Origin of the sequence: Caldimonas sp., from assembly GCF_046291045.1 — a bacterium.
GTDB lineage: Bacteria > Pseudomonadota > Gammaproteobacteria > Burkholderiales > Burkholderiaceae_C > Caldimonas.
Genome location: NZ_JBKBSL010000010.1, coordinates 54097 through 74312, shown reverse-complemented (window position 1 = coordinate 74312; position 20216 = coordinate 54097). Strand labels below are relative to the sequence as shown.

Genomic DNA, 20216 nt, shown 5'->3' with positions numbered 1-20216 from the left:
GATGTCTCCTGCGGTGCTGGATGGGGTGTCGGCCGGTGCCGCCGGCCTCGGTTGGGGAACGGGCCGCAGCATAGGAAGCCCGGCCCGTGTGTGCCAGAGGTCGAGCCCTGGTACGCCAGCGTTACATCGGACTTTTTTGTAAGAACTACGCGCACTACACGGCCGTGCCGTCACCGGCAGCATGTCGTGCGCCGAAGCTTCACGAATTGCCAGCAGTGCCGCGTGCGGCTCAAGCCTCGATCCGTGCCACCCGCCAGGCCGCCAAAGCGGCCAGCAAGGCTGCAAGCGCGGCCGCCCAGAACACCGAGGCCCAGCCCCAGGCACCTCCCAGCGCCCCGCCCGCAACGCCGCCCAGCACGCCCGGCAGCCCGTAGCCCAGCACCGAGTACAGCGCCTGGCCGCGCCCGCGCAGGCGGTCGGCGAAGTGCCGGTTGATGAAGGCGACGCACACCGTGTGATGGGTCGCAAACGTGAGCGCATGGCTGACCTGCGCCAGCACGAGCACGACCAGGCTGGTTCCGAACGCTGCGGTGGCACCGAAGCGCAGCGCCGCCACCACGCACACCAGGACCATCCAGGCCGACAGCGGCCAGCGTGCCAGCCAGCGCCCCTGCAGCAGGAACCAGGCGATCTCCACTGCCACTGACACGGCCCACAGCACCCCCACCACGCGCTTGCTGTGACCCAGGGCGTCCAGGTACAGCGAGAAGAAGGCGTACAGCGCGACGTGCGCCAGGATCATGAAGAAGACCGAGACGAAGAACCAGCGCACCGCCGGCCTCGCCAGCACGGGCGCCAACGCCGGAGCCGGGCTGTCGACCGACGCTGCGTCGTCGCCGGCTGGCAGCCGCCAGCACACGGCCACCAGGGCCGCAAGCAGCGCCACCGTGCCCGCCGCAAACCACGACAGGCCGAAGCGATCGAAGACGACACCGAAGACCAGTACCGTGACGATGAAACCCACCGACCCCCACACCCGCACGCGGCCGTAGCGGTTGACGTCCAGTCCGGCCTGGGACGTCACCCGCTGGGCCAGGGCCGCTTCGGCCATCGGCATCATCGCACTGGTGTTGAAGAACATCAGGAAGAGCACCACCCCGACGACCCCGACGGTGGGCGACACCCATTGGGGCATCAGCAGCAGGCCCAGGCTGCTGGTCAGGCCCAGGCTGGCGGCCCAACGCATCAGCCCGGTGCGTCGGCCGGTGTGGTCGGACAGCCAACCCCAGCTGTAGGGAGCGATCACGCGGGTGAGACTCTGTACTGCAGTGAGCGCGCCGATCGCCAGCGAGCCAAAGCCCAGCTCCTTCAGCCACAGCGGCAGGTAAGGGTTGAAGTAGCCGATGAAGCCGAAATACACCGCCGCCAGTGCGGCAAAGCTCCACAGGCCCTGCGCAGGCGCGGGGACACCGGCGGGAGCCGCCACGGGCGCCCTCAGTCCTGCGGTGCGCGGGCCGGGATCTTCGGCGTGGACACCGCCACGTCGCCGCACTGAGCTCGGTGGCGCAGTGCATGATCCATCACCACCAGGGCCAGCATGGCCTCGGCAATCGGCGTGGCACGGATGCCCACGCAGGGGTCATGCCGGCCGAAGGTTTCCACCGTGGCCGGCTGGCCCGCCAGGTCGATCGATTGGCGCGGCGTGCGGATCGAACTGGTGGGCTTGATCGCGAGATGCACCACCAGATCCTGCCCGGTGCTGATGCCGCCCAGCACGCCGCCGGCATTGTTGCTGCGAAAGCCCTCGGGCGTGAGTTCATCGCCGTGCTCGGTGCCCTTCTGGGCCACGCAGCCAAAGCCCGCACCGATCTCCACGCCCTTGACGGCGTTGATCCCCATCATCGCGTGGGCGATGTCGGCGTCGAGCTTGTCGAACAGCGGCTCGCCCAGCCCCACCGGCACGCCGCTGGCCTCCACGCGCAGGCGGGCGCCCACCGAATCGCCCGCCTTGCGCAACGCATCCATGTACGCCTCCAGCCGCTCGATCACGCTGGCATTGGCGGCGAAGAACGGGTTGCGGGGCACGTGGTCCCAGGATTCGAACGGGATCTCGATCTCGCCGAGCTGGGTCATGCAGCCGCGGAAGGTGGTGCCGTATTGCTGATGCAGCCACTTTTTGGCCACAGCCCCGGCAGCCACCATCGGAGCCGTCAGCCGGGCCGACGAACGCCCACCGCCGCGCGGGTCGCGGATGCCGTACTTGTGCCAGTAGGTGTAGTCGGCATGCCCCGGGCGAAAAGTTTGCAGGAGGTTGCCGTAGTCCTTGCTGCGATGGTCGGTGTTGCGGATGAGCAGGCAGATCGGCGTGCCGGTGGTCCGCCCTTCGTACACACCCGAGAGGATCTCCACCGCATCGGGTTCGTTGCGCTGGGTCACGTGGCGCGAAGTGCCGGGGCGACGGCGATCCAGGTCGGGCTGAATGTCCGCCTCGGACAAGGCCAGCCCCGGTGGGCAACCGTCGATCACACAGCCGATGGCCGGACCATGGGACTCGCCGAAGTTGGTGACGCGAAAGAGCTGGCCGAAAGTGCTGCCGGACATGAAACCCAAGCGTGGAAAGAACCCGAGCCGCGCCGACCTGGCCGGCTCCGGGTGTGGAAGATGGGCGGATTTTACGCGCCGCCTGCGCGAAACACAGGGCCGGCCTGGCCGGCTTCAGGACGCCTGGGCCGGCTCGTCGCCCACTGGCCAGTCGCGGATGTAAGCCTTGAGCATGCGGTTTTCGAAGTCCTGGCTCTCCACCACTGCCTTGGCCACGTCGTAGAAAGAGATCACGCCCATCAGCGTGCGCTGGTTCATCACCGGCATGTAGCGCGCATGCCGGCCCAGCATCATCCGCCGGACCTCGTCGATCTCGGTTTCCAGCGTGCAGGTCAGAGGAGCCGGATCCATCACCGTGCGCACGATCGTGCGGCCCACACTGCCGCCGTTGGCGACCACCGCCTGGATGCATTCGCGGAACGTGAGCATGCCCACCAATTCGCCATGCTCCATCACCACCAGCGAACCGATGTCGTGCTCGGCCATGGTCTTCATCGCCTCGCCCAGGGGTTGGTCCGGCGATACCGTGAACAGCGTGCCCCCCTTGACGCGCAGGATGTCACTGACTTTCATGGCGGGCCTCCTTGAAGCGATGGCTGGGTCGAAGCATGGGGATCGGCCGCCCCACCCCGGAGAACCCGGGCAGGACGAGGCTTCAATATAGCCCACAATCCAGGACCACCGCAGGTCACACCCCCCTGGACAACCCCGGGTGCGCAACGACAACTTTTGGAGAGACCATGCCAGGATATTCCGACCCCGGATTCGACACGCTGGCCTTGCACGCCGGCAGTGCGCCAGACCCGGCCACCGGCGCGCGCGCGGTGCCGATCTACCTCAGCACCTCCTTCGTCTTCGACGACAGCGACCACGCCGCTGCGCTCTTCAACATGGAACGTGCCGGCCATGTGTACTCGCGCATCTCCAACCCCACCACAGCCGTGCTGGAGGAACGCATCGCTGCGCTCGAAGGCGGTGTGGGCGCGATCGCCACGGCCAGTGGGCAGGCCGCCTTGCACCTGGCAGTGGCCACGCTGATGGGGGCCGGTTCGCACATCGTCGCCAGCACGGCTCTGTATGGCGGCTCGCACAACCTGCTGCACTACACACTCGCACGCTTTGGCATCGAGACCACCTTCGTGCCCCCGGGCGACCTGGACGCCTGGCGCGACGCCATCCGCCCCACCACCCGGTTGTTCTTCGGTGAGACCCTGGGCAACCCCGGCCTGGACGTGCTGGACATTCCCGCCGTCAGCGCCCTGGCCCATGACCACGGCATCCCGCTGCTGGTGGACTCCACCTTCACCACCCCGGTGCTGATGCGCCCCATCGACCACGGCGCCGACCTCGTCTACCACTCGGCGACCAAGTTCTTGGGCGGCCACGGCACGGTGATTGGCGGTGTGCTGGTCGACAGCGGCCGTTTCGACTGGGAAGCCTCCGGGCGCTTCCCCGAACTCACCCAGCCCTATGAAGGCTTCCATCAGATGGTGTTCACCGAGGAAAGCAGCGTCGGAGCCTTCCTGCTGCGCGCACGCCGCGAGGGCCTGCGCGACTTCGGCGCCTGCCTGAGCCCGCACTCGGCCTGGCTCATCCTGCAAGGCATCGAGACCTTGTCGATGCGCATGGAGCGCCACGTCGCCAACACCCGCCAGGTGGTGAAGTTCCTGGCCGAGCACCCCATGGTGGAATCGGTGGGCTACCCCGAGTTGCCCGGCCACCCCAGCCATGCACTGGCCCAGCGCCTGCTGCCCAAGGGCTGCGGCGCCGTCTTCAGCTTCAACCTGCGTGGCAGCCGCGAGCAGGGCCGCCGCTTCATCGAAAGCCTGCGCCTGTTCTCGCACCTGGCCAACGTGGGTGACTGCCGCTCGCTGGTCATCCACCCGGCGTCCACCACCCATTTCCGCATGGACGACGCGGCGCTGGCACGCGCTGGCATCACGCCGGGCACCATCCGCCTGTCCATCGGCCTGGAAGACCCGGCCGACCTCATCGACGACCTGAGCCGCGCCCTGAAGGCCGCCGAAAAAGCCGGGAGGGCCGCATGAAACTGCTGGTCCTCGGCCGCGAGGCCTATGCCTACACCGGCGGCAAGCCCTTCGACCCCGCCCTGCCCTGCGTCGTGTTCATTCACGGCGCCCTGCACGACCACAGCGTGTTCGCCTTGCAAACTCGCTACCTCGCTCACCACGGCCATGCCGTGCTCGCGGTGGACCTGCCTGGTCATGGCCGCAGTGCGGGCCCGGCCCTGGACAGCGTCGAGGCGCTCGCCGACTGGCTCGTCGCCCTGCTCGATGCCGCCGGCGTGACGCGCGCGGCCCTGGTCGGCCACAGCATGGGCTCGCTCGTCGCGCTGGAAGCCGCCGCCCGCCTGGGCGAACGCGCCACTCACCTCGCGCTGGTGGCCACCGCCTACCCGATGAAGGTCTCGCCGGCGCTGCTGGAGACCTCGCTCAAGGATCCGCACAAGGCCATGCGCATGGTCAACAGCTTTTCCATCAGCACGATGGCTGCCAAGCCCTCGGCACCTGGTCCCGGCACCTGGCTGCACGGTGGCAACTTGGCGCTGATGCAGCAGTTGCAGGCCCGCCATGCGCGGCAGCATGCCGGTGCCAACCTTTTCCACATCGACTTCTCCATCTGCGACCGCTATGCCGCCGGCCTGGAAGCAGCCCGGCGCATCCGGTGCCCTGCCCTGCTGCTGCTCGGGGCCCAAGACCAGATGACGCCGCCGGCAGCGACGAAAGAGCTGGCTGCGGCGCTGCGCGCGCGCGTCCAGACCCTGCGCGCCGGGCATTCCCTGATGACGGAAAACCCCGATGGGGTGTTGAATGCCCTCAAAGGCTTTCTTTCCTCGCCCGGGATTCCGTCATGAGCACCCCCTTGCCAGCGCAGGGTGTCGACCCGCGCAGCTTCAAGAGCTTCGCCGAGTTCTACCCCTTCTATCTCAGCGAACACAGCAACCGGACCTGCCGCCGGCTGCACTTCGTCGGCTCCACGCTGGCGCTGATCTGCCTGGCAGCGCTGCTGGCCACCGGCCAGCCACAGTACCTGCTCTACGGCCTGCTGGCGGGTTACGGCTTCGCCTGGATCGGCCACTTCGGCTTCGAGAAGAACAAGCCCGCCTCGTTCAAGCGCCCGCTCTACAGCTTCATGGGCGACTGGGTCATGTACAAGGACATCTGGATCGGCAGGATCAAGTTCTGACCGCGCTCATGCCAGCAAGTCCTTGAGCGTCATCCGGCCAAAGCCGGCCTTGTCCCAGAAGCCGCGCAGGTCGGGGGCTGGATCGAGCAGCAGCTCGGCCACCAGGGGTTGAGCGAGGGTGTGTTCGGGCTCGGCCAGCAGCACATGGCGTGCGCCCCCCTCCTCGTCCAGCCGCCCCACCCAGTCCAGCGCGCGCAGCTTTTCCAGCAAAGGCTCGATCTGCAGCGGGTCGGTGCGCAGTCGCTCCGACAACGCTTCCAGGCTCAGCCCATGGGCCGGCTGCAGCCGGCTGGCCTGCAATTCGCGCAGCACCATCAGCGCCAGGTGGAAGCGATGCCCCGGCGTGGCCGGGCGACGCACCACCTTCATCCGCAGGCTGGGCGCATAGGCCGCGATCACCCCCCCCAGCAGCACCACGACCCAGCCCAGGTAAAGCCAGACCAGGAAGATGGGCACCGTGGCGAAGGTGCCATACAAGGCCGAGTAAGTCGGCACGCTGCGCAAGTACCAGGCCAGCAGCGTCTTGGCCAGTTCCAACCCCGTGGCCACGAAGAAGCCGCCTGCCAAGGCATCAGACCAGCGCACATGGGTGTTGGGCACGTAGCGGAAGAGCCCCGCGAAGGCGCCTGCCATCAGGAGAAACTCCAGCGCGTTGAAAAAGAAGGACACCGGTGCGGGCAGCGAGCCCACCAAGCCGCGTGACGCCGTCAGCGCATAAGAAGTGAGCGTCAAGCTCACCCCCAGCAGCAAGGGGCCCAGCGTGGCCGCTGCCCAATACACCAGCACGCGCTGCGCAATGGGCCGCGGCTTGCGCACCCGCCACAGGGCGTTGAGCGTGCGGTCGATCGTGAGCATCAGCGACAGGGCCGTCAGCACCAGCACGACCAGGCCCGCCGTGCCCAGCCGGTTGGCATTCGCGGCAAACCGCGTGAGCGCCCGCAGCACCGGCCTCGCAATCGCCTCGGGCACCAGGCTCTTGACGAAGTAGGCCTCCAAGGCCGCCTGGAAACTGGCGAACATCGGGAATGCCGTGAACACCGCCAGCGTCACAGTGAACAGCGGCACCAGGGCGATCAGGGTGGTGAAGGTCAGGCTGCCGGCGGTCAGACCCAGGCGGTCCTCGCGGAAACGCTGGCCCAAGGTCCGGAGGGTCTCGAGCCAGGGCCAGTCCTGCAGGGTACGGACCAGCGCCGACAGCCGCTCGCGCGCCGACAGCGGCAGCTGCTTGGGAAGGTTCATGCCCGGTATCATGCCACCGATGGATCACAGCAACCGCATCGACCTTACACGCGCCCTGGCCGTGGGCAGCCTCATCGGCCTGATCGTGCTGGGGCTGGCCTGGGAGCTCTGGTTGGCCCCGCTGCGTCCGGGCGGCTCTTGGTTGGTGCTCAAAGTGCTGCCGCTGTTCATCCCACTGGCCGGCCTGCTCAAGCGGCGCATGTACACCTACCGTTGGGTGAGCCTGCTGGTGTGGGTCTACTTCACCGAAGGCGTCGTGCGTGCCACCTCCGACCGCGGCTTCAGCGCGGTGCTGGCCGCCATCGAGGTGGGGCTGTGCCTGCTGCTGTTCACCGCCTGCGCCCTGCATGTGCGCTGGCGCCTGCGCCATGCGCGCACCGCCACCCCCACACCATCCCCCTGAATCCCATGAGTCTGCTCGACGACCTGCGCGCGGCGGTCGGCGCCTCTCAGGTGCTCACCGACGGCGATCTCTCCGCCTACGAACTCGATTGGCGCAAGCGCTACCGGGGCAAGGCCCTGGCGGTGGTGCGCCCCGCCAGCGCGGCCGAAGTCGCCGCGGTGGTGCGGGCCTGCGCCGGCCATGGCGCCAGCCTCGTGCCCCAGGGCGGCAACACCGGCCTGGTGGGGGCCTCGGTGCCCGACGACAGCGGCCGCCAAGTGCTGCTGAGCACCCGGCGGATGCAGCGCATCCGCGAGATCGATACCGCCAACCTCACGATGACGGTCGAGGCCGGCTGCGTGCTCCAGGCTGTCCAGGAGGCTGCTGCCTCGCAGGGTCTCCTGTTCCCCCTGAGCCTGGCCGCCGAGGGCAGTTGCACCATCGGCGGCAACCTGGCCACCAACGCTGGCGGCACCCAGGTGCTGCGCTACGGCAACGCCCGCGAGCTTTGCCTGGGCCTGGAGGTGGTGACGGCCGACGGCGAGATCTGGGACGGCCTGAGCGGCCTGCGCAAGGACAACACCGGCTACGACCTGCGCGACCTCTACATCGGCAGCGAGGGAACCCTGGGTCTCATCACTGCCGCCACGCTGCGCCTGTACCCCCGCCCGGCCGCCCGCATGACCGCACTGGCTGCCCTGCCCTCGATGGACGCCGCCGTGAGCCTGCTGCAGCGGGCACAGGCCCACCTGGCCGCCAGTCTCACCGGCTTCGAGGTGATGAACCAGTTTTCGCTCGACCTGGTGCGCCGGCACTTCCCGCAGCAGCCCCAGCCGCTGCCCCCGTCCCCCTGGACCGTGTTGATGGAAGTCTCCGACCACGAATCCGAGGCTCATGCCCGCGCGCAGTTCGAGAACCTGCTCGAACAGGCCTTCGAGGACGGCCTCATCACCGACGCCGCCGTGGCCGAGAGCCTGGAGCAGTCCAGGGCTCTGTGGCATTTGCGCGAATCCATCCCGCTGGCACAAGCCGAGGAAGGCCTCAACATCAAGCACGACATCTCCCTGCCGGTGTCGCGCATCCCGGCCTTCGTGGCCTCCACCGACGCCGCCCTGGCGGCTCATCTGCCTGGTGTGCGCCTGGTCGATTTCGGTCATCTGGGCGACGGCAACCTGCACTACAACGTGCAGGCGCCGGCCGGCGTGTCGGGCGGGGATTTCCTGGTCGCCCACGAAAAGACCGTCAACCGCATCGTCTACGACGCTGTGACGGCGCATGGCGGGTCCATCTCGGCCGAGCACGGCGTGGGCCTGCTCAAGCGCGAGGAACTGGCAGCACGCAAGTCGCCAGTCGCTCTGGGTCTGATGCGCGCGATCAAGCGGGCACTGGACCCTCAGGGTCTGTTCAATCCGGGCCGGCTGCTGGTCCCGTGAGCACAGGGGCGGCGGCCGGGCCCTACTGCACCGGCCCCTTCAGGCCGGCCGGCAGCGGCAGGGTCAGCACCTCGATACCCTCCTCCCGCAGCGCTTGCGCATCTTCCCGTGTGGTCTGGCCGCGGATGCCGCGCGAGGGCACCTCCCCATAGTGGATGCGCCGGGCCTCCTCGGCAAAGCGCTCGCCGACATCCTCGGTGTGTTCCAGCACATGCCGCACCGCCCGCATCCAGAGCTGCTCCGGCGTCGGCGTCGCTTCGGCCTTCGCCGGCGCCTCCGGCGGGGCCCCGGCCCCAAGATTCAGGCGGGGTGCGCTGGGCAGCTTCTCGATCGTGGCGTGGCCGCACAGGGGGCAGCTCACCAGGCCCCGTGCGAGCTGGGACTGGAAATCTTCCTCCGAGCCGAACCAGCCTTCGAAGCCGTGGCCCTGGGCACAGCGCAGATCGAACACCTTCATGGCGGGGATGATGCCTGATTTGTATCGTCCACGGGGAGCCAGTCGGGACACCAGCGTCCGCACTGCCAGTGCTGCCACCACAGCAGTCCGATCAGGGTTTTGGCATCGGTGACCTCTCCGCTGCGCACCCAGGCGTCGAGTTCCTGGGGGGCGGCCGCGAAGACGTCCACGAACTCGCCTTCGTCCAGACTCGCAGCCCCGGGAGTCAGCCCCCGGGCGAACCACACCTCGATGCCCTCGGTCGAGTAGGCGATCGCATTGTGCAGCACCCCTGCCCGGGCCCATTCACGGGCCATGTAGCCGGTCTCCTCGCGCAGTTCACGCATCGCGCATCGCAGACCCGACTCGCCGGGGTCGAGCTTGCCCGCCGGAAACTCGATCATCACCCGACCGAGCGGGTAGCGAAACTGGCGTTCCAGCACGAAACGGCCGTCATCCAGCAGCGGCACCACCATCACGGCCCCGGGATGCACAATGTACTCGCGCTGTGCGAGCCGCCCATCGGGCAGACGCACCCGGTCTCGACGGACCTTCAGGAAGTCCCCCGCGTAGGCGACACCCGCTTCCACGCAGGCCTCGTGCAGTGCACGACCGTCTTCGTGCTGGCTCATGACCACCTCCGGTCAAGGACGATGGCGCCGCAGGTAGCGCCAGACGAATCCCGGGAAGGCCAGTGTTGCGAACAGGCAGGCGGCCACCGCATAGAACTCCCAGCCTTGCGGGTGGCGCTGTCCCAGGCGGGCCTCCAAGCCCATGCCCAGGCCAAGCACCAGGCCGAACAGCAGCAACCATTCCAGCAAGCGCCATCCCAGCCCCTTCGGATGCCTCGGCGGACCGACGAAGAAAACGCGCTCGCTGAGGAAGGGCAAATTGGCCGCGACGGCTGCCACGATCAGGACCACCCAGATCGACGCAGACTGATCCATGAGCCCCGCGCGCTCCCCGCCCCGCTCAGACCGAGAAGGCCCGCACGATGGCCTGGGCGCACATCGCCATCAATCCCCCGGGCAGGATGCCCAGCACCAGCACCGCCAAGCCGTTGACGGACAGGACGGCACGGGCCTCGGGGCTGGCCTGGATCGGTGCACGATCCAGCGCCTCGTCGAAGTACATCACCTTGACGACCCGCAGGTAGTAGTAGGCCCCCACCAGCGACAGTAGCACCGCAAACACGGCCAGACCGACGTACAGATCGACATTCGTCGACACCAGCGCCTGTAGAACGGCCAGCTTGGCATAGAAACCCACCGTGGGCGGGATGCCCGCCAGTGAGAACATAAAGATCGCCATCACCGCGGCATACCAGGGACTGCGCTGGTTCAAGCCTTTCAGATCCTTGATCTCCTCGGCCTCGAAGCCTTCACGCGATAGCAGCAGGATCAGGCCGAAGGTGCCCAATGTCGTGATGACATACGTGACCACATAGAACATCGCCGAGCTGTAGGCGTTGGCGGCCGACAGAGTGTTGCCGTTGACCACGCCGCTGGCCAGGCCCAGGAGCATGAAACCCATCTGCGCAATGGTGGAGTAAGCCAGCATGCGCTTGAGGTTGGTCTGGGCGATGGCCGCGAGGTTGCCCACCAGCAAGGACACCACCGACAGCACGATCAACATCTGCTGCCACTCCACGGCCAGGGCCAGCATCGCGTCGATGAGCAGCCGCACGGTGATACCGAAGGCGGCCAACTTGGGCGCCCCGGCGATCAGCAGGGTCGCCGCCGTGGGCGCCCCTTGGTAGACATCGGGCACCCACATATGGAACGGTGCTGCGCCCAGTTTGAAGGCCAAGCCAGCGACCACGAAAACCACGCCCAAGACCAGCACCTGGCGGTTGAACTGCCCGGCGGCGATGGCCTTGAAGACCTCGTCGATGTCCAACGACCCGGTCGCACCGTACATCATCGACAGGCCATACAGCAGGAAGCCGCTGGCCAGCGCACCGAGCACGAAATACTTCATGGCCGCCTCGGTGGCCACGAGATCGTCACGGCGTAGCGCCACCAGGGCATACAGCGACAGCGACATGAGCTCCAGGCCCAGGTAGATCACCAGGAAGTTGTTCCCGGAAATCATCACCATGATGCCCAGCAGGGCCAGCAGGCTGAGGGTGAAAAGCTCACCGCCTCGCAGCATGTCGCGCTTGGCGCTGTAGAGGTGACCGTAGACCAGCGTCACGAAGACCGACAGTGTCGCAAAGAACTTCAGCAGGTTGCCCAGGGGGTCGTTGACGACCATGCCCTGCATCGCATAGACGGTCTGGCCATCCAGGTAGTAGCCCAGGAAGTAGGCCATCTGCATCGCGCCCACGACGGCCAAGGTGGCCAGCGTCAAGCCATACGTCAGGCGGCGCAGCGGGTGCGTCACGAAAAGGTCGATCACGAGGATGACGCTGGTCAGCACCAGCAGCGTGATCTCGGGGTAGATGGCGATCCAGTTCATCGTGTTCATTGTCACCGCCCCGTCAGTTCAGCTTGGACACGGCGACGTGCTTGAGCAGATCCACCACCGACTGGTGCATCACGTCGGTGAAGGGCTTGGGGTACACGCCCATCCAGAGCACCGCCAGGGCCAGCAGCGCCAGCATGAAAAACTCGCGCCGGTTCAAGTCTTCCAACGTGCGCACGTTGTCGTTCGCGACGTCGCCGAAGTACACGCGCTTGACCATCCACAGCGTGTAGGCCGCCCCGAAAATCAGTGTCGTGGCCGCCAGCAGACCGATCCAGAAGTTCACCTTCACGGCACCCAGAATCACCATCCACTCCCCCACGAACCCGGCCGTGCCTGGCAGGCCGCAGTTGGCCATCGCGAACAGAACGGCAAACGCCGCGAACTTGGGCATCGTGTTCACCACGCCGCCATAGGCCGCGATCTCCCGCGAATGCACGCGGTCATAGAGCACACCAATGCACAGGAACATCGCTCCGGAGACGAAGCCGTGCGCAATCATCTGCACGATGGCCCCAGAGACCGCCAGCTCGTTGAAGAGGAAGAAGCCCAAGGTCACGAAGCCCATGTGGGCGATCGAGGAATACGCCACCAGCTTCTTCATGTCCTGCTGCACCAAGGCCACCAGGCCGATGTAGAGCACGGCGATCAGCGACAGGCTGATGATGAGCCAGTCCAGTTCGCGGGCTGCATCGGGCACGATGGGCAGCGAAAAGCGCAGGAAACCATAGGCACCGAGCTTGAGCATGATCGCCGCCAGCACCACCGAGCCACCAGTGGGGGCTTCCACGTGGGCGTCGGGCAACCAGGTGTGCACCGGCCACATCGGCACCTTCACCGCAAAGGCCAGGAAGAAAGCCCCGAACAGCAGCAACTGGACATCCAGCGGCAAAGGCAGCTGGTGCCAACTCAAGATGTCGAAGCTGCCGCCCGATTTGAAATACAGGTAAGCCAGGGCCACCAGCATCAGCAGCGAACCCAACAGCGTGTAGAGGAAGAACTTGAACGCCGCGTAGACCCGGCGCGGCCCGCCCCAGATGCCGATGATGATGTACATCGGAATCAGCGTGGCCTCGAAAAAGACGTAGAACAGCAGGCCGTCCAACGCGGAGAAGACCCCCACCATCAGTCCGGAGAGGATGAGGAAGGCCCCCATGTACTGGTTCACGCGCTCGGTGATCACCTCCCAGGCGGAGATCACCACCACGATGGTGATGAAGGCCGTCAACAGCACAAACCACACGGATAGGCCGTCCACGCCCAGGTGGTAGTGGACGTTGAAGCGCTCGATCCAGGGCACATGCTCGACGAACTGCATCGCCGAAGTGCTGGTGTCGAAGCCGGTGATCAGGGGGACCGTGATGAAGAAACTCAGCACGGCTGCGGCAAGGGCGATCCAGCGCACCGCATTGGCGTGCTCGTCGCGCCCCAGGGTCAGCAAGATGACGCCGAAGAGGATGGGCGTCCAGATGGCGAGGCTCAGCAGACTCATGTTCGGACGACCTCGCTCAGCGGACCAGGAAGGACTGTAGATGAGGCCACAGTTGCCAGGTGATCAACGCAAACACGCCGATGATCATTGCCAGCGCGTAGTGGTAGATGTAGCCCGACTGCACCAGACGCACCACGGAAGCCGACCAACCGACCACCTTCGCCGACCCATTGACGATCAAGCCGTCGATCAGCCCCACATCACCCCCTTTCCAGAGGCCGCGGCCCACCAGCCGGGCTCCCGCGGCGAAGACCTTCTCGTTGATCCAGTCCATGTAGTACTTGTTCTCCATGATGCGCACCAGAAAGCCCAGACGCCGGTGCAGCGCCGCCGGGATCTCGGGTTTGACCAGATAGAAGACATAGGCCGTCACCACACCCGCGAGCGCCAGCCAGAACGGCGCCGTCTGCAAACCGTGCAAGGCCATCGCGGCTGCACCGTGGAAGCCTTCGGCCAGAATCTTCATTGCCGGGTGGGCTTCGGCGTTCACGAAGATCGCGTCCTTGAGGAAGTCGCCGAAGAGCATCGGGCCGATGGTCATGAAACCGATCACCACCGAGGGCACGGCCAGCAGCAGCAGCGGCGCCGTGACCACCCAAGGCGACTCGTGCGGCTCATGATGACCGTGCTCGTCCCCATGGTGGCCGTGATCGTCGGGCGAGGGGTGCGGCTTGTCATGAAAACGTTCCTTGCCATGAAAGACGAGGAAGTACATGCGGAAGGAATAGAAGGCCGTGATGAACACGCCCGCCACCACGGCAAAGGTGGCAAAGCCCGCGCCCGGCAGCGAGCTGGCCTGCACGGCCAGAATGATGCTGTCCTTGGAATAGAAGCCCGAGAACAGCGGCGTGCCGATCAGCGCCAGCGAGCCCAGCAGCGAGGTGATCCAGGTGATGGGCATGTACTTGCGCAGCCCACCCATGTTGCGGATGTCCTGATCGTGGTGCATACCGATGATCACCGAGCCGGCAGCCAGGAACAGCAGCGCCTTGAAGAAGGCGTGCGTCATCAGGTGGAACACGGCCACTGAATAAGCCGACGCTCCCAGCGCCACCGTCATGTAGCCGAGCTGCGACAGGGTGGAGTAGGCGACCACGCGCTTGATGTCGTTCTGGATGATGCCCAGCAAGCCCATGAAGAGCGCCGTGATGGCCCCGATCACCAGGACGAAATTCAGCGCGGTGTCCGACAGCTCGAACAGTGGCGACATGCGCGCCACCATGAAGATGCCGGCCGTCACCATCGTGGCCGCGTGAATGAGCGCCGAGATCGGCGTGGGACCCTCCATCGAGTCGGGCAACCACACATGCAGCGGGAACTGCGCCGACTTGCCCATCGCCCCGATGAACAGGCAGACGCAGATCACTGTGATCAGCATCCACTCGGTGCCGGGGAAGCTCAGGCGCGCGAGCTCACTGGCTTTGCCGAAGGCTTCGGTGTAGTTGAGCGTTCCGGCGAAGGCCACGATCAAACCGATGCCGAGGATGAAGCCAAAGTCACCCACCCGGTTGACCAGGAAGGCCTTCAGATTTGCGAAGATGGCCGTGGGCTTCTTGTACCAGAAGCCGATTAGCAGGTAAGACACCAGGCCCACCGCCTCCCACCCGAAAAAGAGTTGGAGGAAGTTGTTGCTCATCACGAGCATCAACATCGAGAAGGTGAAGAGCGAAATGTACGCGAAGAAGCGCTGGTAGCCCGGATCCTCCTCCATGTAGCCGATGGTGTAGATGTGCACCATCAGCGACACGAAGGTGACGACGCACATCATCATGGCCGACAGGCCGTCGATGAGGAAGCCCACCTCCATCTTCAGGTCACCCAGCACCATCCACTCGTAGACCGTCGCGTTGAAGCGCGCACCGTCCACCGCCACGGCCTTGAGCACCATGGCCGACAGGATGAAGGAGATCAGCACGCCAAGGATGGTGAAGAAGTGGGCGCCTCGGCGGCCGACGTAACGGCCAAACAGCCCCGCGATGATGGCCCCGGCCAGCGGGGCCAGAGGCACCGCGACCAGCATGTTTTGTGAGAGTTGCGACATCTTGTGGTGTCCTGTGCTGCGTCAACCCTTGAGGGTGTCGAGTTCATCCACGTTGATGGTCGAGCGGTTGCGGAACAGCACGACCAGGATGGCCAGGCCGATGGCCGACTCGGCCGCGGCCACGGTCAGGATGAAGAAGACGAACACCTGCCCGGCCAAGTCGCCCAGGTAGTGCGAGAAAGCCACGAAATTCAAATTGACGGCCAACAGCATCAGTTCGATGGCCATCAGCAACACGATCAGGTTGCGCCGGTTCATGAAGATGCCGATCACCGACATCGCGAACAGGATGCCCCCCAACGTGAGGTAGTGTCCCAGGGTGATGCTCATGCCTTGCCTCCGGAGGTGGGCTGCTCACCGCCTTGTGCCGCCGCCGCAGGTCTGTCGACGACCGGTTCGATGCTGAGCACGCGCAGCCGCTGCGCCTTCGTCACGCGAATCTGTTCGGCCGGGTTCACGTAGCGGGAATCCTTCCGCCGACGCAGCGTCAGGGCGATCGCAGCCACGATAGCCACCAGCAGCAGCACCGCCGCCACCTGCAGCGGGTAGATGTAGTGGGTGTACATCTCGATACCCAGCAGCTTGGTGTTGCCCATCTGGACCTGCTCGGGCGTGGGCTGAGGCGCCGGGCCTGGGGTGAAGCCGGTCATCAGCACCAGCGCCATCTCTAGCGCGATCAGCACGCCCACGAGGCCGGCGACAGGGAAATGCTTCCAGAAGTTTTGACGCAGTGCGTCGACGTTGATGTCGAGCATCATCACGACGAACAGGAACAGCACCATCACCGCGCCAACGTAGACCAGCACCAGGGCGATCGCCAGGAACTCGGCCTGCAGCAGCATCCACACGCCAGCAGCATTGAAGAAGGCCAGCACGAGGTACAGCGCGGCATGCACCGTGCTGCGCGCCGTGATGACGCGGAAGGACGCGAACAGCAGCACTGCTGAGAACACGTAAAAGAGCGTGCTTAGGGTATCCATGTCTTTGTTCTCGGTTGGCGGGTCGCCCGGCTCCCCCTCGGAGCCGGCTGGAACCGGCTGGCGGGGGCTACCGGTACTTCGCGTCCGCCTCCTTGTTGGCAGCGATTTCCTTCTCGTAGCGGTCACCCACGGCCAGCAGCATGTCCTTGGTGAAGTACAGGTCGCCCCGCTTCTCGCCGTGATACTCGAAAATGTGGGTTTCGACGATCGAGTCGACCGGGCAGCTCTCCTCGCAAAAGCCGCAGAAGATGCATTTGGTCAGGTCGATGTCGTATCGGGTCGTACGACGCGAGCCATCCTCGCGCACTTCGGACTCGATGGTGATCGCCATGGCGGGGCACACCGCCTCGCACAGCTTGCAGGCAATGCAGCGCTCCTCGCCGTTGTCATATCGGCGCAGCGCGTGCAGCCCCCGGAAGCGCGGCGACAAAGGCGTCTTCTCCTCAGGGAACTGCACAGTGATGTGCGGTGACAGGAAATGGCGACCTGTCAACGCCAAGCCCTTGATCAGCTCCGTGAGCATGAAGCTGTTGATGAACCCTTTGAGGGAAGCAACGGCAGACATGGTTGGACCTCGTCAGACTTCCGGTTCAGTGCCAGATGTTCCAGGGCGACTGGATCCAAAGACCCACCACCACCAGCCACACCAGCGTGACGGGGATGAACACCTTCCAACCCAGGCGCATGATCTGGTCGTAGCGGAACCGCGGGAAAGTCGCGCGCACCCACAGGAAGATGGTGACCAGCACGAAGGTCTTCAGGCCCAGCCAGATCCACCCAGGGATCCAGTTGAACAGTGCACTGTCCACAGGCGGCAGCCAGCCGCCGAAGAACATCAGCGCAGCCAGAGCGGACACCAGGATCATGTTGGCGTACTCGGCCAGGAAGAACATCGCGAAGGACATGCCCGAGTACTCGATCATGTGGCCGGCAACGATTTCCGATTCACCTTCCACCACGTCGAAGGGGTGGCGGTTGGTCTCGGCCAGTCCGGAGATGAAGTAGACGACGCAGATGGGCAGCAGCGGCAACCAGTTCCAAGACAGGAAATTCAATCCCAGGTCGGCGAAATAGCCCTTGTCTTGGCTGAGCACGATGTCGGTCATGTTCAGGCTGCCAGCCACCATCAGCACCACGACGAAAGCAAAGCCCATCGCGATCTCGTACGAGACCATCTGTGCCGACGCGCGCATCGCTCCGAGGAAGGCGTACTTCGAGTTCGACGCCCATCCGGCGATGATGACGCCGTAGACCTCCAGCGAGGTGATCGCCATCAGGAACAGCAGGCCGGCGTTGATGTTGGCCAACGCCACCTCAGGTCCGAAGGGGATCACCGCCCAAGCCGCCAACGCGGGCATGATGGTCATGACAGGGGCGAGGTAGTACAAGCCCTTGTTCGCTGCGGTCGGTGTGATGATTTCTTTGAAAATCAGCTTGACCGCATCGGCGATCGGCTGCAGCAAGCCGCCCGGACCGACGCGGTTCGGCCCCGGACGCACTTGCGTCCAACCGATGGCTTTGCGTTCCCACAGCGTGAGATAGGCCACGCAGATCATCAGCGGCAGCACCAGCGCCACGATCTTGACCAGATTCCAGACCACGGGCCAGGCGCCACCGAGCTGGGCTTGGCCGAATTGGGTGAGGGTTTCAAGCATGTGCAGCTTCCTCGATCACGCCTTGCTCAGTTCCACGGCCGCAAACATGGGGCCCAGCTCGGCGGTGTCGGCATGGCCCGCAGCCACGCGCACCACATTGGCCGCCAGGCCGGTATCGCAACGCACCGGCAAGGTGGCCATACCGTCGCCGACCTGCACACGCACGCGGTCCCCCTCTTTCAAGCCCAGACCCACCCAGGTCGCCTCGCTCACACTGACCACCGGAGCTTGGGCATCGCGTGTGCGCTGCAGCGACGCAGCCCGGCGCACCAACATGTCGCTGCTGTAGATCGGCACATCGGCAATGCGCTCCAGGCCGGTCGAGACCGGCGCCTGGTGCACGGCAACCTGCACCTCGTTACTCAGCCGTGCGGCCAGCCCCGCCACATCTCCCAGCGCCTGGGCACGCACGTCTTCGGCCGTCTCGAACCCGAAGCCGCTCAGTTCCAGCATCGTGCCCAGCACGCGCAGTACTTTCCAGGCCGGGCGGGTCTCGCCCAGCGGCTTGACCACACCATAGAAGCTCTGAGCACGACCTTCCGCATTCACGAAAGTGCCAGCCGTCTCGGTAAAGGGAGCGATGGGCAGCATCACGTCCGCGTGGGCCTGCGCGGCCGACTTGAACGGGGTGAGCGCCACCACCATCTCAGCGGACTGCAAGGCGCGGGCCGCACGCAGCGGGTCGGCCAGGTCGAGCGAGGGCTCGACGTGCAGCAGCACATAAGCCTTGAGGGGCCGGGCGAGCATGCCAGCCACGTCCAGACCACCCGGCCCGGGCATGGCACCAACGAGCTGGGCACCCACGCTGTTGGCCGCCTCACCCAACACGCCGGACGTGGCGCCCGTGTGGGCGGCGATCCAGTTCGCCAGCGCCAGCAGCTGCGATGCCTGGGGATGCTGCACTGCAGCGTTGCCCAGCAGCACGGCCTTGTGTTCACCCGAGAGCAGCGATCTCCCGATCGCAGCGGCGGCCTCGTCGAACGTGACCTCCACAGGGGCCGCAATACCCCGCTCAGCGGCCACCGCGGCGGCCACCGACGCCAAGGCCTGCACCCAGGCTGACGGCGCAGCCGTCAGGCCCTGGGCCATGGGTATCAGCCAGTCGTCGTGCAACGCATGCAGGCTGTGGATGCGCCCTCCCCGTCGGGCGGCCTGACGCAGACGCTGGGCGAGCAGCGGGTGATCCTTGCGCAAGAAGGAACCCACGACGAACGCCGCGTCCAGATGCGACAGGGAGGCGATGGACCGCCCCAGCCAACGCGCCCGACCGGAAGGCGGCGCGGTGAAGTCGGCGTGCCGCAATCGGTGATCGATGTTCTCGCTGCCCAGACTGCGCATGAACTGCCCCAGAAGGTACAGCTCTTCGGCCGTGGCATGCGGGCTGCCCAGCGCCCCGATGGCCTGTGCGCCATGCTCTTGACGGATCTGCTTCAGACCGTTGGCCACGTACTCGAGCGCGGTCTGCCAATCAACCTCGCGCCACTGCCCCCCCTGCTTGATCATCGGGGTGCTCAAGCGGTCATCGCCGTGGAGGGCCTCATAAGAAAAGCGGTCACGGTCGGCGATCCAGCATTCGTTGACCTCCTCGTTCTCGAGGGGCACGACACGCATGACCTTGTTGTTCTTGACCTGCACGATCAGGTTCGCACCCGTCGAGTCGTGCGGGCTGACACTCTTGCGGCGCGACAACTCCCAGGTCCGCGCCTTGTAGCGGAAGGGTTTGCTGGTCAGTGCCCCCACCGGGCAGATGTCGATCATGTTGCCCGACAGCTCGGAGTCGACCGTCTGGCCCACGAAGGTCGTGATCTCGGAGTGTTCGCCGCGGTGGAGCATGCCCAGCTCCATGACGCCGGCGATCTCCTGCCCAAAACGCACGCAACGGGTGCAGTGGATGCAGCGGCTCATCTCCTCCATGGAGATCAGGGGACCGACCTCCTTGTGGAAGACTACGCGTTTTTCCTCTTGGTAGCGGGAGGACGAGCCCCCATAGCCCACGGCGAGATCCTGGAGCTGGCATTCACCCCCTTGGTCGCAAATCGGGCAGTCCAGCGGGTGGTTGATGAGCAGAAACTCCATCACCGACTGCTGGGCCTTGATCGCCTTATCGCTTTTGGTGCGCACGATCATGCCCTGGGTCACCGGGGTGGCGCAGGCCGGCATGGGCTTGGGCGCCTTCTCGACGTCGACCAGACACATGCGGCAGTTGGCCGCGATCGACAACTTCTTGTGGTAGCAGAAATGCGGGATGTAGGTACCGGCCTTCTCTGCCGCATGCATCACCATGCTGCCTTCGGGCACCTCGACCTTGCGGCCGTCCAGTTCGATTTCAACCATATGCTGCTAG

20 protein-coding genes are annotated in these 20216 nt (G+C 65.6%); 5 read left to right on the top strand and 15 right to left on the bottom strand.

Features of this window, described 5'->3' with window-relative positions; all coding sequences use genetic code 11:
- Nucleotides 1-229: 229 nt before the first annotated feature.
- The 3 genes from ACK4ZD_RS05555 to ACK4ZD_RS05545 form a co-directional block, all read right to left on the bottom strand.
- Nucleotides 230-1426 carry an MFS transporter gene (locus ACK4ZD_RS05555; protein ID WP_409659530.1) on the bottom strand — a complete coding sequence of 399 codons (1197 nt, stop codon included), beginning with the start codon at nt 1424-1426 and terminating at the stop codon, nt 230-232.
- 8 nt (nt 1427-1434) lie between these two features.
- Entirely contained in the window at nt 1435-2541 is a 1107-nt protein-coding gene (gene aroC / locus ACK4ZD_RS05550) for a chorismate synthase (RefSeq protein ID WP_409659529.1), read from the bottom strand.
- A gap of 114 nt (nt 2542-2655) precedes the next feature.
- Nucleotides 2656-3114: a CBS domain-containing protein gene (locus ACK4ZD_RS05545; protein ID WP_409659528.1), complete on the bottom strand. Its 459-nt coding sequence runs from the start codon at nt 3112-3114 to the stop codon at nt 2656-2658.
- A gap of 167 nt (nt 3115-3281) precedes the next feature.
- Between ACK4ZD_RS05545 and ACK4ZD_RS05540 the strand changes: the two genes are divergently transcribed.
- From ACK4ZD_RS05540 to ACK4ZD_RS05530, 3 genes are read left to right on the top strand one after another with little or no spacing between them, the layout of a single operon-like run.
- On the top strand, nt 3282-4589 hold the full coding sequence (locus ACK4ZD_RS05540) for an O-acetylhomoserine aminocarboxypropyltransferase (protein WP_409659527.1): 1308 nt from the start codon (nt 3282-3284) through the stop codon (nt 4587-4589).
- Nucleotides 4586-5416, top strand: a complete 831-nt coding sequence (locus tag ACK4ZD_RS05535) for an alpha/beta fold hydrolase (protein ID WP_409659526.1) — start codon at nt 4586-4588, stop codon at nt 5414-5416. Before ACK4ZD_RS05540 ends, ACK4ZD_RS05535 begins: the two co-directional genes overlap by 4 nt.
- Nucleotides 5413-5748: an Mpo1-like protein gene (locus tag ACK4ZD_RS05530; protein ID WP_409659525.1), complete on the top strand. Its 336-nt coding sequence runs from the start codon at nt 5413-5415 to the stop codon at nt 5746-5748. The genes ACK4ZD_RS05535 and ACK4ZD_RS05530 overlap by 4 nt, the downstream gene beginning before the upstream one ends.
- Before the next feature lie 6 nt (nt 5749-5754).
- On the opposite strand, the gene ACK4ZD_RS05525 is transcribed toward ACK4ZD_RS05530, so the two are convergent.
- Entirely contained in the window at nt 5755-6987 is a 1233-nt protein-coding gene (locus tag ACK4ZD_RS05525; RefSeq protein WP_409659524.1) for a YihY family inner membrane protein, read from the bottom strand.
- 19 nt (nt 6988-7006) lie between these two features.
- On the opposite strand from ACK4ZD_RS05525, the gene ACK4ZD_RS05520 reads away from it, so the two are divergent.
- A complete protein-coding gene (locus tag ACK4ZD_RS05520; protein ID WP_409659523.1) occupies nt 7007-7390 on the top strand; it encodes a DUF2069 domain-containing protein in 384 nt (127 codons plus the stop codon).
- A 5-nt stretch (nt 7391-7395) separates the two neighbouring features.
- On the top strand, nt 7396-8802 hold the full coding sequence (locus ACK4ZD_RS05515; RefSeq protein WP_409659522.1) for an FAD-binding oxidoreductase: 1407 nt from the start codon (nt 7396-7398) through the stop codon (nt 8800-8802).
- Between the two features lie 22 nt (nt 8803-8824).
- Here the strand turns inward: ACK4ZD_RS05515 and ACK4ZD_RS05510 are convergent, their stop codons facing one another.
- From ACK4ZD_RS05510 to nuoG, 11 genes are all read right to left on the bottom strand, one after another.
- Nucleotides 8825-9259 (bottom strand): DUF1178 family protein, encoded by a 435-nt coding sequence (locus ACK4ZD_RS05510; protein WP_409659521.1) that lies wholly within the window; start codon nt 9257-9259, stop codon nt 8825-8827.
- Nucleotides 9256-9870 carry an NUDIX domain-containing protein gene (locus ACK4ZD_RS05505; RefSeq protein ID WP_409659520.1) on the bottom strand — a complete coding sequence of 205 codons (615 nt, stop codon included), beginning with the start codon at nt 9868-9870 and terminating at the stop codon, nt 9256-9258. Before ACK4ZD_RS05505 ends, ACK4ZD_RS05510 begins: the two co-directional genes overlap by 4 nt.
- Nucleotides 9871-9882: 12 nt before the next feature.
- The gene (locus ACK4ZD_RS05500) at nt 9883-10185 is read right to left on the bottom strand and encodes a DUF2818 family protein (protein WP_409659519.1); all 303 of its coding nucleotides are present in this window, start codon (nt 10183-10185) and stop codon (nt 9883-9885) included.
- Nucleotides 10186-10210: 25 nt separating this feature from the next.
- Nucleotides 10211-11707 (bottom strand): NADH-quinone oxidoreductase subunit NuoN, encoded by a 1497-nt coding sequence (gene nuoN, locus ACK4ZD_RS05495; protein WP_409659518.1) that lies wholly within the window; start codon nt 11705-11707, stop codon nt 10211-10213.
- Between the two features lie 13 nt (nt 11708-11720).
- Nucleotides 11721-13196 (bottom strand): NADH-quinone oxidoreductase subunit M, encoded by a 1476-nt coding sequence (locus ACK4ZD_RS05490; RefSeq protein ID WP_409659517.1) that lies wholly within the window; start codon nt 13194-13196, stop codon nt 11721-11723.
- Nucleotides 13197-13212: 16 nt separating this feature from the next.
- Nucleotides 13213-15237, bottom strand: a complete 2025-nt coding sequence (gene nuoL / locus ACK4ZD_RS05485) for an NADH-quinone oxidoreductase subunit L (protein WP_409659516.1) — start codon at nt 15235-15237, stop codon at nt 13213-13215.
- 21 nt (nt 15238-15258) lie between these two features.
- Nucleotides 15259-15567 carry an NADH-quinone oxidoreductase subunit NuoK gene (gene nuoK, locus ACK4ZD_RS05480; protein ID WP_409659515.1) on the bottom strand — a complete coding sequence of 103 codons (309 nt, stop codon included), beginning with the start codon at nt 15565-15567 and terminating at the stop codon, nt 15259-15261.
- On the bottom strand, nt 15564-16217 hold the full coding sequence (locus ACK4ZD_RS05475; RefSeq protein ID WP_409659514.1) for an NADH-quinone oxidoreductase subunit J: 654 nt from the start codon (nt 16215-16217) through the stop codon (nt 15564-15566). Before ACK4ZD_RS05475 ends, nuoK begins: the two co-directional genes overlap by 4 nt.
- A 67-nt stretch (nt 16218-16284) precedes the next feature.
- Nucleotides 16285-16782, bottom strand: a complete 498-nt coding sequence (gene nuoI / locus ACK4ZD_RS05470) for an NADH-quinone oxidoreductase subunit NuoI (protein WP_409659513.1) — start codon at nt 16780-16782, stop codon at nt 16285-16287.
- Nucleotides 16783-16807: 25 nt separating this feature from the next.
- Nucleotides 16808-17872 carry an NADH-quinone oxidoreductase subunit NuoH gene (gene nuoH / locus ACK4ZD_RS05465; RefSeq protein WP_409659512.1) on the bottom strand — a complete coding sequence of 355 codons (1065 nt, stop codon included), beginning with the start codon at nt 17870-17872 and terminating at the stop codon, nt 16808-16810.
- Nucleotides 17873-17887: 15 nt separating this feature from the next.
- Nucleotides 17888-20206 carry an NADH-quinone oxidoreductase subunit NuoG gene (nuoG, locus tag ACK4ZD_RS05460; protein ID WP_409659511.1) on the bottom strand — a complete coding sequence of 773 codons (2319 nt, stop codon included), beginning with the start codon at nt 20204-20206 and terminating at the stop codon, nt 17888-17890.
- Nucleotides 20207-20216: the final 10 nt, after the last annotated feature.